Below are 12,065 nucleotides of genomic sequence, written 5' to 3'. Positions count from 1 at the left end.
CGCCAGGGCCGCAGCGACCGGCGGGGGTCGGCCAGGCTGCGGCGCAGGTTCTCCGCCAGCACCGGAGCCACCCGCACCGCCCACACCCCCGAGGGGGGCCGGGGATCGGCGGCGATCAGGCCGCAGTCGCCGCTGGCGAACAGGCCCGGCTGGTCGAGTACCTCGAGGCTTGGATGGGTGAGCACCCGGCCGCTCTCGGGGTCCACCGGCAGGCCGGCGACCGCCAGCCAGGCGGGGGCGCGGCTGCCGGTGCAGGCCAGATCGGCCGGGGCCATGGATGGGGCATGGCGCTGGATCGGGATGCCGGCCTGGGCCAGCAGCCGTTCGCCGGCCCGGTTCGCCGCGGCCGAGCCCAGATGCAGGGCTTCGCCCCGCAGCTGCAGCCGGCAGACCAGGCCCCGAGCCCGGAAGGCCAGGGCCAGCTCCACGGCGGCGGCACCGCCTCCCCGGATTACCAGTGGCTCGCCGGCGCTGCACTGATCCGCCCAGGCCAGGAAGGGCTCCAGCGGCTTGACCGCCACCGCCTGCCCCGGCGTGGCGGTCACCGCGCCCACATCGAGGCTGAGCCGGTCGAAGCGCAGGGGTGGCCGCCCGGCCAGGTGCAGCTCCCGGGTGGCCCGATCCAGCCCGGTGATCTCCGCCTGCACAAACGAGACCCCGGCCAGGCCGCAGAGGCGGCGCAGGTCGATGGCGGCGGCGTCGCGGGGTTCCAGCCCGGCCACCACCGCCGGCAACAGGCCCGAATAGAGGGCGGTGCCATGGCGGCTCACCAGGCTGATGCGGGTGCCCGGCGGCCGGGATCGGGGGCGCATCAGCCAGCGCCGCAGCACCAGCACGTGGCTGTGGCCGCCCCCCGCCAGGACCAGCTGGTGACGCTCGGCGGCGGAGCTCATGGGCCCTTCACCGGGGTGGCCCGCCCCTGGAACGCCGCGATCGCGGTGGGCAGGGTGGGGAAGAACATCCGGGCCCCGATCTGCTCCACCAGACCGGCCCGCTCCAGCTGGGCATAGAGGTCCTGCTTGACCCGCACCAGGCCGAACGTGATCCCCCGGGCGCTCAGCTCCCGGTGCAGTTCCTCGAGCACGTCGGCCGCCGTGATGTCGATCTCCACGATGGCTTCGGCGTTGAGCACGAACCAGGCCACAGGCTGGGGCTCGCTGGCGACCGTCTCCAGCACCCGTTGGCGGAAATGCTCCGCATTGGCGAAGCAGAGGGGGGCATCGAAGCGGAACAGCACCAGGCCGGGAATGGTGCGGGCTCCCTCCCAGTCGCGCACGTCGTGCAGGCCCGCCAGGCGGGGCACGATCCCCATCACCGCGTCATGGGGGCGCACCAGCCGGGCGAACAGGTCGATCACCGACAGCCCCACCGCCAGCCCCACGCCGATGAGCAGATCGGTGAGCAGCACCCCCACCAGGGTGATCAGGGCCAGCCGGAATTCACTGGGGCGAAAACGCTGCAGCCGCAGGAATTCCGGAATGTCGATCAGCCTCAGGGCGGCATAGATCACGATCGCCCCCAGGGCCGCCGTGGGGAACAGGGCCAACACCGGCCGCAGCCACAGCAGCACCGCCAGCACCACGGCCATGGCCACCAGGGAGAACAGCTGGGAGCGGCTGCCGAGGGAATCGCCGATGGCGGTGCGGCTGCCACTGCTGCTCACCGGAAAGCCCTGCATCAGGCCATTGCCCAGGTTCAGGGTCCCCAGGGCCAGCAGTTCCTGGTTGGCATCGATGCGGTAGCCGCCCCTGGCGGAGAAAGCCCGGGCCGTGAGCACGTTGTCGGAGTAACCCACCAGGGCAATGCCCACCGACGCCGTCAGCAGATAGCGGAGCTGATCCGGTGAGACCCAGGGCGGCAGTGTCGGCCGGGGCAGCCCGGCCGGGATGGCGCCGATGACGGCCACGCCCCGCTGATCCAGGTGCCCCACCGCCACCACCGCCATGGCCAGCAGCACCGCCAGCAGGGGTGCCGGGGCCCGGGGGAAGCGGCGCTGCACCAGCAGCAGGAACAGCAGCACCCCCAGGGCCAGCAGCAGGGTGGGCCCATGGATCTCCCCCAGCCGGCCGAACAGTTCCACCAACCGGCCGGGGAGCGCGTCGGCGTTCAGCGTCACGCCACTGATCCGGCCCAGCTGGCCACTGATCATGATCAGGGCCACGCCGCCCAGGTAGCCCACCAGGATGGGCTTCGACAGCAGATCCGCCAGGAAACCGAGCCGGGCCCAGGCGCCGACGCAGCAGACCAGCCCCACCAGCAGGGCCAGCAGGCTGCAGAAGCCGGCATAGGCGACCGGATCACCCGCCACCATCGGCCCGATGGCGGCGGCGGTCATCACCGCCGTGGTGGATTCGGGCCCCACCGAGAGCTGGGGTGAAGACCCCAGCACGGCATAGAGCAGCAGGGGCGGCAGGATCGCCCACAGGCCCGCCACCGGCGCCAGCCCCGCCACTTCGGCGTAAGCCATGCACTGGGGCACCAGATAGGCGGCCACGGTGACACCCGCCAGCAGATCCGGCCGCAACCAGCTCCGCCGGTAGCCCAGCAGCTGCGCCAGCCCCGGCATCACCCTGGCCAGGCCCTGGCGAAGCTCCATCACCCGGCCTCGGCAACGATCACTTGTTGCGCGGCGGCAGCACTTCGGAGGAGCACATGTCCTTGTCCTCCTCCGTGCCCTTCATGCCGGCAAGCACTCCTTCCAGGTCGTTCTTGGTGGAGGGATCGCCACTGATGACGCTCAGCTGATCCTTGGCCAGCTTGGCGCGGGTGGCGACGGTGATGTAACCGCCCCTCTCCAGATTGCAGAGCGCACTCATGTAACCCGAGCCGACGCCCACCAGCACCATGAACTCTTCCCGCGGGCTGAGTTCCTCCGCCTTCGGCTGGGAGTTGGCGAAGGCGGGCGTGGCCACCAGCAGCCCCAGGAGCAGAACGGCGAAACGATGGGACATGGCCGCTGCCAGGCTGATTCGGTCACGGTAGGGGCACCCCGGGAACCCAGAACCCCAGCCGTTGGGCATGGGCACGGTTGGTGAAGCCGATCGGGGGCGACAGGCGACGGCTTGGATACGGTGACGGTGGTTCACTCCACTGCCGGGGAAGGTCCATGCGCTTCAGGATCTCCGCCGCGTTCACCGTCGTCGGCGCGGCCGCCCTCATCACCCTGGGCGCAGGTTGCCGGGCGGACTCCTCCGCCCAGGTGCCGGCGGCCGCCGACCTCAAGGGAACCTGGGCCCAGACGGGTGCCGGTTTCGAGCGCGGCCAACCGGTCACCTGGGACAACCAGACGGTGGTCATTGAGGCCGCCGAGGGCCAGGGCTTCGCCGGCTTCAAGGAGTACACCCGGGAAGGCGAGCCGCCGCAGAAGGAGAAGCTGAACGGCGTCATCGGATCCAACGGCGACATCCTCATCACCGACGAGGACGGCCAGTTCCACGGCAGGTTCGTCGACGGCAAGATCCTGGGCCAGTACGCCGAAGTCGGTGACGACAGCGCCGCCATCACTATCGAGCTGTCCAGGAAATAGCGAGTGGGAACCGGTGGCCGCGGACCCTCAGCCGTGGGGCATCCGGCCGCGCAGGATCGCCATCACGTAGCCGCCGTAGAGGGCCAGCAGCAGCCAGCCGCGCCAGCGGGGCAGAAAACCCGATCCGTTCGGCAGGATCAGCACCAGCAGGGCGCCGATGCCGAAGCCGAGCACCAGTTCCACCTCAGGCCCAGGCACGCGAATCGGCGCGATCGTCGCGGCCACCCCCACCACCCAGAGGCTGTTGAAGATGTTGCTGCCGAGGATCGTTCCCAGGCCCACCTCGTCATGGCCCCGCAGTTTCGACACCACGGAGGTGGCCAGTTCCGGCATGGAGGTGCCGATCGCCACGAGGGTGGCCCCGATCAGGAAGGCATCGATGCCGAAGGACAGGGCGATGGACCTGGCACCCGCCACCACCAGCCGGCCGGCCACCAGCAGCAGCACCAGGCCGGCGGCGCACAGCAGCACCGCCAACCAGCCCCGCTGTTCCCCCAGGATCTCCTCGGCGACGCTGCGCTGCTGACGCACCTCCAGCAGCACGCGCCCCATCCAGAGGGCGAACACCCCCAGCAGCACCAGTCCGTCGAAGCGCGAGAGGGTGCCGTCGAGCAGCAGCAGCCCGGTCAGGATCGGGCCCGCCAGGGCCACCGGCAGGTCGCGCCGGGTGCTTTCCGCCGGCAGGCGCAAGCCCGAGACCACCACCGTGAGGGCCAGGATCAGGGCCACGTTGACGACGTTGCTACCCAGGGCATCCCCCAGGGCGAGCTGGGGCTTGCCCTGCAGGGCCGCCGTGGTGGCCACCGACAGCTCCGGGCTCGAGGTGGCAAACGCCGCCACGGTGGCGCCGATGATCCCCGGTGAGAGGCGGGCCCAGTGGGCCAGACCCACCGAGCCGCGCACGAACAGTTCGCCACCCACGCCGGCGGCCAGGGCGCCGTGGCCGAGGCTGAGGTAGTCGGCGATGGCCATGGGTGCCGGCTCAGGCCTCCTGATACACCGACACGTAGACCGTGCCCTGCTCCACCAGCGGCAGCAGCTTGTCGCGCAGATCCTGGTTGTGCAGCCGTACGCAGCCCAGGGTGGCGTGCAGGGGCTGGCGGGGCGCCCAGGCCCCGGGCCAGCCGCAGGCGCTGCCGCCGCCGTGGATCATGATCCCGGCGCGGCCGAAACGCCGTTCCTGCATCTCCAGATCCTCCAGATCAAAGCTGTACCAGCCATAGCTGCGGCGGTCGGCGGAGTAGGTGGGGCTGGGGTCCTGCTCGTAATCCCGGTAGACCTTCTTGGCGATGCGGTAGATCCCCGGTGGTGTGTCGGTGGACGTGTCCTGGTACTGGTCCTCCCGGCCCTGACCGCGGGCCAGCGCCGGGATTTCCCACAGCATCCGACCCTCCGCGTCGAAGGCCCGGGCCGTCTCGCTGAGGTCATTGACCACCACATGGCTGTCGGTAACGCTGAAGCCGAAGTCCTGGGGGGTCTTCTTCGGACCCACCAGGCCGGGAAGGTCGACGGGGCGATCGGCAGCAGTGGCGGGTGGCGGGGCCGTGAGGGCCTTTGCCACCGGGGCCGGGCCGGCGGCCTCCTGCTTCAGCCGCTGCTCCCAGGCTTCGCAGTCGGCTGGGGTGCGGATCTCCCGCTCCGCCTGGGCGCAGGCCACAGCGGGCTCCATGCCGCCCCACACCAGCCCCTCGGCCCGTCGGCGGCGGCCCAGCCCCACCTCCACCGTCTCGCCGGGATTGCGATAGAGCATCAAGGCCGCGGGAACGGCCGACCAGCGGCGTTCCCGCAGGTGGCGGTCGAGGGTGTCGTGGTACCCGTCGCCGTGGAACCGGGCGCCGTTGTTGTAGGCGAAGCTGCAGAGGGCGGCCCGCTGGCAATCCCCCATCTCCGCCCAGAAGGGGATCGTGGCCTCGAGCACCTTCCAGAAGCGCTCGCGGCAGTTGTGCTCGTAGAGCGCGTCGGCCTGCTCCTGGGTGATCACATCCCCGAGCCGGATCGGGGAGCCGTCCTGGTAGAAGGTGCTGCCCCAGCCGATCGTGATCGGTTCCCCGCCCGTGCGCGGATCGGGATAGGCCTGCAGCCGGCAACCCTCGTAGTGGTGGTTGAGCTGGGCCACCTCCGGGGGGATCTCACCCGGCTCGGGTGCCCGCAGCCAGGCGTCGTCGGGAATGCTGAACCGCTCGGGATTGAGATAGCGCTGGTCGCCGTCCAACAGCGGCGCCGCGCCACCGGGGCAGGTGTAGCGGCCGGCCAGCCGCACGATCGCCAGTCCTTCAACGGGTGCCTGCCGCACCCAGGCCACAGCGATCCTGGAGCCGGCCGCCACGAAGGAATCGGCATCGGCGGCGGCGGGGCTGGGGCTCAGTCCCGCCTCCTCCCGGGCGGTGATGTAGGGCATCAGAGGTTCGGCATCACAGGCTTCCCCCCAGCCGGATCCGCTCCAGGGGGGTCAGGGCCGGATCCGGCACGGTGACGGGAGTGGCCGGAGTCACCTGGATCGGGGTGCGGCTGCGCTCGATCTCCGCCCGCAACCTCTCCAGCTCCTGCCGGAGCTGCAGCAGGCGAGGATCCTCCGCCAGGGTGGGGATGGTGGAGCCGCCGGCATGGCCGAGCAGGAGTTCACCGAGGCCGGAGGCCTTGAGATCCCCGAGACGCTGCTCGGCGAACTTCTGCACCACCTTCGGCGCAAAGGCCCCCAGCAGGAAAACGAAAGTGAGGGCCATCCCGGTGTCGTCCCGGGGCGGATAGCTGAGGGTCTCCTGCCCGCTGGCGTCCCGGGTCAGCGTCGGGGCGGTGCGCATCATCGTGATCGCTCCGAAGCCGATCGAGGCCAACAGAGCCAGGAGACACATCAGCCGCATGGCGGAGCGGTTGCCGGGGGATTCCTCCAGAAACCCGGTCGTCGCTACGGCAGCGGCGCGGACGGGGGCGTTCATGGGGGCACCGCGGATCACGACCTCGTTTCATTCTGAAGCGACCCACCGGGGTGGCCCAGGGTGTTCCGTTTTCTTGATCTGTTCGCCTCTCCCGGAGAAACCCCTGATTGATGGCTGAGACAGCCTCGGCCATGGTGCGGTTCTAAAATTGGCACCGCTGCTGATCCGGCCCATGGAAGGAACCGCCACCGAGGCCGGGGGCGACACCGGCGGGAAATGCCCCTTCCTGCACGGCACCCTGCGGGGCACCACCGCCGGGGCCCGCTCCAACAGGGACTGGTGGCCGCGGCAGCTGAATCTGGCGATCCTCAACCAGCACTCGCCCCTGGCCAATCCCATGGGGGCCGGCTTCCGCTACGCCGAGGCGTTCCAACGCATCGATCTGGAGGCCCTGAAGCAGGACCTCTTCGCCCTGATGACCACCTCCCAGGACTGGTGGCCGGCCGACTACGGCCACTACGGGCCGTTCTTCGTGCGGATGGCCTGGCACAGCGCCGGCACCTACCGGATCCACGACGGCCGCGGCGGGGCGGGCTCGGGCAGCCAGCGCTTCGCGCCCCTCAACAGCTGGCCCGACAACGGCAACCTCGACAAGGCCCGGCGGCTGCTCTGGCCGATCAAGCAGAAGTACGGCAGCAGCCTCTCCTGGGCCGATCTGATCGTCTTCGCGGGCAACTGCGCCATTGAGGCGATGGGGCTGAACACCATGGGCTTCGCCGGTGGCCGCGAGGACGTGTGGGAGCCCGAGAGCGACATCGACTGGGGCCCCGAGACCGAATGGCTGGGCGACCGGCGCTACAGCGGCGAGCGGGAGCTGGAGGACCCGCTCGGTGCCGTGCAGATGGGCCTGATCTACGTGAACCCCGAAGGACCCAACGGCGAACCGAACCCCCTCGCCGCTGCCCGGGACATCCGCGAGACCTTCGAGCGCATGGCGATGAACGACGAGGAGACCGTCGCCCTGATCGCCGGCGGCCACACCTTCGGCAAGTGCCACGGTGCCGGCGACCCCGACCTGGTGGGCCCGGAGCCCGAGGGCGCCACCATGGCCGAGCAGGGCCTGGGCTGGCGCAACCTGTTCGGCAGCGGCAAGGGCGACGACACGATCACCAGCGGCCTGGAGGGCGCCTGGACCGCCAACCCGGTGCAGTGGGACAACGGCTATTTCGAGAATCTGTTCGGCTACGAGTGGGAACTGGAGAAAAGCCCCGCCGGCGCCTGGCAGTGGAAGCCCACGGATCCGGCGGCGGCGGATGCCGTGCCCGATGCCCACGATCCGGCCCGGCGCCACGCGCCGATGATGGCCACCACCGACCTTGCGCTGAAAGTCGATCCGGCCTACCTGGAGATCTCCAGGCGGTTCCACGCGCATCCCGACCAGCTGGCGGAAGCCTTCCGCCGGGCCTGGTTCAAGCTCATCCACCGCGACATGGGCCCCCGCTCCCGCTACCTGGGCAGCCTGGTGCCGAAGGAGGTGATGCTCTGGCAGGACCCGATCCCCCCTCTCGACCATCCCCTGGTCGATGCCTTCGACATCGCCACCCTCAAGGTCCGGATCCTGGAAGCGGGTCTGCCCATCTCCCAGCTGGTGGCCACGGCCTGGGCAGCGGCCGCCAGCTTCCGCGGCTCCGACAAGCGCGGCGGCGCCAACGGGGGACGCCTCCGCCTTTCCCCCCAGAAGGACTGGGAGGTGAACCAGCCGGCCAAGCTGGCCAGGGCGCTGGAGGTCTACAGGGCGATCCAGCAGGCGTTCAACGCCGCGCAGCACAACGGCAAGCAGGTGTCACTGGCGGATCTGATCGTGCTGGGTGGCTGTGCCGCGGTGGAGGAGGCGGCCAGGCGGGCCGGCCACGCCCTGGAGGTGCCCTTCAGCCCCGGGCGCCTGGATGCCTCCCAGGAGCAGACCGACGTGGCCGCGTTCGCCGTGCTCGAACCCCGGGCCGACGGCTTCCGCAACTACCTCCGGCCGGGCCTGGCGGCCTCGGCTGAGGAGCTGCTGCTCGACCGGGCCCAGCTGCTCACCCTCACCGCCCCTGAGATGACGGTGCTGGTGGGCGGGATGCGGGTGCTGGAGGCCAACCATGGCAAGTCGCGGCACGGCGTGTTCACCGAGCGCCCCGAAACCCTCAGCAACGACTTCTTCGTCAACCTGCTCGACATGGGCACCACCTGGACAGCCAGCTCCGAAGCCGAGGAAACCTTCGAGGGCCGCGATCGGGAAACCGGCGACCTGAAGTGGACCGCCACCCGGGTGGACCTGGTCTTCGGCTCCAACTCCCAGCTGCGGGCGATCGCCGAGGTGTTCGCCTCCGCCGACGCCCAGGAGCACTTTGTGAAGGCCTTCGTGGCGGCCTGGGCCAAGGTGATGAACCTGGACCGGTTCGAGCTGGGGTGAGCCCACTGGCGACTCAGGGGCAATAAAGCTCCCCCCACGTCGGCCACGTGTCCGAAATCCCGATCTCCAAGCAGACCCCCGGCAGCAGCGAGCCATCCGCTCCCCGAAACAGTGTGGTGGCTTCGTCCGTTCCCGCCATATTGAAGGTCACCTCCACCAGCTGCGGGCAGGCGGAGAAGAGGTCCTTGGCCAGGCCGTCCTGAAGAGGGGCGTTGGTCATCACCATCACCGCTCCCGTGCGTCGTTGCACCTGGTCAGACGGCTGGGTCGAATCCAGCCGGAACACCACCGTGTCCTTGCCCGTGTGAGGGTTGTGAGGGGAGTCGGCGGTACCGCGCACCACCTGCACCCGCGCACCGCGGGCCACCAGCGAGGTCTCCGCCCTGGCCATGGCGGCCAGACATTCTCCTCCGGAAGGGGCGGCGGTGACAGCGCTTCCCTCCAGAGCCAACAGCAGTAGCGCGAGCATCGGCGCAGGCCGGCCGGGGCCGGGCAGGAGAGGGGGATCCGGGTAGTTTCTCAGCGATACCCTCCTGCGCCATGGGCCCTCTCCACTCCCTGCAGCCCCCGCCGGAGCGGCACGAGGCCATCGGTCGGGCCGGTCTGGCCAGCCTGCTGGCGATCGCCAGCCTCGACGGCCCCCCCAGCCCGATGGCCCTGCGCACGATCAGCGCCATCCGGGATCACCTGATCCGCCTGCCCATCCCCCTGGAATCGCTCCAGCCCCTGGAGCCGGCCGAGCTGGCCGCAGCGGTGCCGGAGTCCGAATGGCGCCAGCGGATCCTGCGCGGCATGACCGTGCTGGCCCTGCTCGAGGATGACCCCGGTGAGGCCCGCCTGGCCCGGCTCGCGGCCACGGCCCGGGCGCTGCAGATCGACGCTGCCCCGGTGCAGGCCTTCCGCCACGTGCTCGAGCACCAGTTCAATCTGGTGCGCCTCGACATCGTCCGGCGGGGGTTCCAGCGGGGGGCCGCCGCGGCCTACCTGCGCGATGAGGGCCCCGCCGGCGCCCTGCAGATGGCCCGCGCGCTGCTCAAGCAGGAGGATCCCGCCCTCGCCGGGCGCTATCGAGCCCTGGCGGCGTTGCCCCAGGGCAGCCTGGGCCGCGCCTACCTGGCCTTCATCGATGCCAACGGCTTCAGCGTTCCCGGCGAGCTGGGCGGGCCGCCGCCCCCGGTGGTGCGCCACGACTGCTGCCACGTGCTCGGCGGCTACGGCACCACGGCGAGCGAAGAGTGCGGCGTGCTCGGCTTCCAGGCCGGCTTCGGCCGCAACGACCCCTTCTTCACGATCCTGTTCGCCCTGGCCCAGTTCCAGCTGGGCATCAGCTCATCCCCGGTGACGGCGGCCGAGACCGGCCAGGCGGATCCGGAGGTGATCTTCCGCGGCCTGGAGCACGGCCTCGGCGTCACCCGGGACCTGATCAGCGACTGGGATCCCTGGGACGACTTCCCCCAGCCCCTGGAGGAGGTGCGCCGTCGCTATGGGATCCGGCCGCGTCAGGCGGTGGGGGCTCCCCCGTCGTGATGGCGAAGGGACGGTCCGGCAGGGCCCCCAGGAGGTCCGCCGGCTGCACCTGCTCCCCGAACAGGGCCAGGGCCCCGGGCCAGATGTAGGCGGTGTTGTAGGCGTTGGCCCCGTGCTTCACGCCGCCGAAGAACTCGAACAGGGCATCGTCGTAGAAGCGGGTGCAGGTGACGGCCTGGTTGTGGAAGGCCTTCAGCGGCGGCTTGCCGTCTGGATTGGAGCAGGAGAAGTAGATCGCCTTGGCCTTGCTGTGGATGGCGGAGAAGTTGGTGCCGCCGCCATCCGTCGGGCCCACCCACTGGGCCGGCGGCACCAGGTCGTCGTCCGCGCCGTGCAGGATCGCCACCGGCTGGCAGAGCTGGGGGCCGGTCTGGCGGATCCGCAGGGGATCGGCGCTGAAGGGGGCGCCGAACAGCCTCAGCAGCCAGATGGCGAAGCGGGGGATGCCCATCTCCGACTCGGCGGCCGGATCGGCCACCACGATCACCCGCGGCCGGAAGCGGGCGTCCGGCTCATGACGCAGCGCCCAGGGCAGGCTCAGGCTCAGCAGCCCGCCCAGGGAATGGCCGAAGCCGTAGACCATGGGCTGAGCCTGCCGCCAGTGCGCGTAGGCCCGCTCCCTGGCCAGATCATCCCAGCCCGCCTCCACCAAGGCCAGGGCCTGGGCCAGCCACGCCTTCGGCGGCGAGGCCAGGCTCATGGCCACGGTCCAGAGCAGGTGGCTCAGGTTCCTGGCGTAGGTGCGCCGGAACCAGCCGATCACCCCCAGGATCAGCTCGATCAGGAGCAGGGGGAACACGACCCGGCGCAGGTCCCCCACGGTGGGGGGCTCCACGGCGCCGGCCAGTCGCCGGCCCCCGCCATAACGGGCCGCCAGGGTCGGGTGCAGCACCTCCGGCCCCACGGAGGCCTGCGCCGGCCGACCGGCGAGGCGCAGCGCGGTGTCGGTCCAGGGCCCCGCCCTGGGCACCTCCTGCCAGGCCGGCACGGGGTCCCCGGGAGCCGGGGAGGGGTAATCGCTCTGCTGGAAATCCGGGAAGAACACGATGTAGCCCTCGGCCGCCAGGGCCAGCAGGTGGCTCTCGTAGAAGGAGGGCATGCACAGGGCGAAGCCGTGCAGGTAGAGCACCGCCCGCAGGGGCTGCTCCGCTCGGGCGGCGGCATCCGGCACGTACACCCGCAGGTAGTTGCCCTGCTCGTGGCAGCCCCGTTGCCAGATGGTGCAGGCGTGCGCGCCGTCGCGGACGCAGGTCCATGGGGGCGTGGTGGGATCACTCATCGGATCAGGCGCACCGGCGACGGACCGTCCGCGGGCGGCGGCTGTGAACCGAAGCCTCAGGGACGCCCAGCATGCCGGTGGTCGCCGGGATCGTCAGGGAGCGGAGCCGGGGCCGCCGCGGCGGCCCGCTGGCCCAGGAACGCCTGCACCGCCGGATCGTCCGTCAGGGCAATGGCGCGCCAGTAGGCCTGCTGGGCCGCACCGGCACGGCCGGTCCGCTGCAGCAGGTGGGCCCGCAGCGCCCACCAGGGCTGGTGCTCCCGCAGGGCCGGTTCGGCGGCGCCCAGCGCCTCCAGTTCGGCCAGGGCGCGTTCGGGGCCGGCCAGCTCGGCCAGCACGGCGATCCGGCTCACCCGGCCCCCCGCACTCGGGGCCAGGGCCAGCAGGCCGTCGTAGAGCCCC

General features: G+C 71.1%; 10 protein-coding genes and 2 pseudogenes. 3 read left to right on the top strand and 9 right to left on the bottom strand.

Features of this window, described 5'->3' with window-relative positions; translation table 11 throughout:
- From VB739_RS14880 to VB739_RS14870, 3 genes and pseudogenes are all read right to left on the bottom strand, one after another.
- Window positions 1–893, bottom strand: a pseudogene (locus tag VB739_RS14880) (bifunctional NADH dehydrogenase FAD-containing subunit/selenide, water dikinase SelD); the annotation flags it as partial.
- Window positions 890–2,596 carry a solute carrier family 26 protein gene (locus tag VB739_RS14875; RefSeq protein ID WP_323357812.1) on the bottom strand — a complete coding sequence of 569 codons (1,707 nt, stop codon included), beginning with the start codon at window positions 2,594–2,596 and terminating at the stop codon, window positions 890–892. The gene VB739_RS14875 and the pseudogene VB739_RS14880, both read right to left, overlap by 4 nt.
- 19 nt (window positions 2,597–2,615) lie before the next feature.
- Window positions 2,616–2,951, bottom strand: coding sequence for a hypothetical protein (locus VB739_RS14870; RefSeq protein ID WP_323357811.1), 336 nt, complete (start codon window positions 2,949–2,951; stop codon window positions 2,616–2,618).
- A gap of 155 nt (window positions 2,952–3,106) precedes the next feature.
- On the opposite strand from VB739_RS14870, the gene VB739_RS14865 reads away from it, so the two are divergent.
- Entirely contained in the window at window positions 3,107–3,526 is a 420-nt protein-coding gene (locus tag VB739_RS14865) for a hypothetical protein (protein ID WP_323357810.1), read from the top strand.
- Window positions 3,527–3,553: 27 nt separating this feature from the next.
- On the opposite strand, the gene VB739_RS14860 is transcribed toward VB739_RS14865, so the two are convergent.
- The 3 genes from VB739_RS14860 to VB739_RS14850 are packed head-to-tail and all read right to left on the bottom strand — an operon-like array spanning window position 3,554 to window position 6,462.
- Window positions 3,554–4,498 (bottom strand): calcium/sodium antiporter, encoded by a 945-nt coding sequence (locus tag VB739_RS14860; RefSeq protein WP_323357809.1) that lies wholly within the window; start codon window positions 4,496–4,498, stop codon window positions 3,554–3,556.
- Between the two features lie 10 nt (window positions 4,499–4,508).
- A complete protein-coding gene (locus VB739_RS14855; protein WP_323357808.1) occupies window positions 4,509–5,924 on the bottom strand; it encodes a glycoside hydrolase family protein in 1,416 nt (471 codons plus the stop codon).
- Window positions 5,925–5,937: 13 nt separating this feature from the next.
- A complete protein-coding gene (locus tag VB739_RS14850; protein ID WP_323357807.1) occupies window positions 5,938–6,462 on the bottom strand; it encodes a hypothetical protein in 525 nt (174 codons plus the stop codon).
- A 172-nt stretch (window positions 6,463–6,634) separates the two neighbouring features.
- On the opposite strand from VB739_RS14850, the gene katG reads away from it, so the two are divergent.
- Complete coding sequence (gene katG / locus VB739_RS14845) at window positions 6,635–8,857, top strand: catalase/peroxidase HPI (RefSeq protein WP_323357806.1); 2,223 nt, start codon at window positions 6,635–6,637, stop codon at window positions 8,855–8,857.
- Window positions 8,858–8,870: 13 nt separating this feature from the next.
- Here katG and VB739_RS14840 read toward each other — a convergent pair whose 3' ends face one another.
- Entirely contained in the window at window positions 8,871–9,326 is a 456-nt protein-coding gene (locus tag VB739_RS14840) for a hypothetical protein (protein WP_323357805.1), read from the bottom strand.
- 71 nt (window positions 9,327–9,397) lie between these two features.
- On the opposite strand from VB739_RS14840, the gene VB739_RS14835 reads away from it, so the two are divergent.
- Window positions 9,398–10,384, top strand: coding sequence for a hypothetical protein (locus VB739_RS14835; protein ID WP_323357804.1), 987 nt, complete (start codon window positions 9,398–9,400; stop codon window positions 10,382–10,384).
- Here VB739_RS14835 and VB739_RS14830 read toward each other — a convergent pair.
- Window positions 10,281–11,663: a hypothetical protein gene (locus tag VB739_RS14830; protein ID WP_323357803.1), complete on the bottom strand. Its 1,383-nt coding sequence runs from the start codon at window positions 11,661–11,663 to the stop codon at window positions 10,281–10,283. The genes VB739_RS14835 and VB739_RS14830 overlap by 104 nt on opposite strands.
- 56 nt (window positions 11,664–11,719) lie before the next feature.
- Window positions 11,720–12,065: pseudogene (locus tag VB739_RS14825) on the bottom strand (hypothetical protein); the annotation flags it as partial.

The organism is Cyanobium gracile UHCC 0281, assembly GCF_034931305.1.
Classification (GTDB): Bacteria; Cyanobacteriota; Cyanobacteriia; order PCC-6307; family Cyanobiaceae; genus Cyanobium; species Cyanobium gracile_A.
This window is presented reverse-complemented; position numbering and strand designations above follow the sequence as displayed.

Excerpts from the sequence above, each read along its gene's own strand:
- VB739_RS14875 (WP_323357812.1), bottom strand. The coding sequence starts at position 2,596 with ATGGAGCTTCGCCAGGGCCTGGCCAGGGTGATGCCGGGGCTGGCGCAG.
- VB739_RS14870 (WP_323357811.1), bottom strand. The coding sequence starts at position 2,951 with ATGTCCCATCGTTTCGCCGTTCTGCTCCTGGGGCTGCTGGTGGCCACG.
- VB739_RS14865 (WP_323357810.1), top strand. The coding sequence starts at position 3,107 with ATGCGCTTCAGGATCTCCGCCGCGTTCACCGTCGTCGGCGCGGCCGCC.
- VB739_RS14860 (WP_323357809.1), bottom strand. The coding sequence starts at position 4,498 with ATGGCCATCGCCGACTACCTCAGCCTCGGCCACGGCGCCCTGGCCGCC.
- VB739_RS14855 (WP_323357808.1), bottom strand. The coding sequence starts at position 5,924 with ATGCCCTACATCACCGCCCGGGAGGAGGCGGGACTGAGCCCCAGCCCC.
- VB739_RS14850 (WP_323357807.1), bottom strand. The coding sequence starts at position 6,462 with ATGAACGCCCCCGTCCGCGCCGCTGCCGTAGCGACGACCGGGTTTCTG.
- katG (WP_323357806.1), top strand. The coding sequence starts at position 6,635 with ATGGAAGGAACCGCCACCGAGGCCGGGGGCGACACCGGCGGGAAATGC.
- VB739_RS14840 (WP_323357805.1), bottom strand. The coding sequence starts at position 9,326 with ATGCTCGCGCTACTGCTGTTGGCTCTGGAGGGAAGCGCTGTCACCGCC.
- VB739_RS14835 (WP_323357804.1), top strand. The coding sequence starts at position 9,398 with ATGGGCCCTCTCCACTCCCTGCAGCCCCCGCCGGAGCGGCACGAGGCC.
- VB739_RS14830 (WP_323357803.1), bottom strand. The coding sequence starts at position 11,663 with ATGAGTGATCCCACCACGCCCCCATGGACCTGCGTCCGCGACGGCGCG.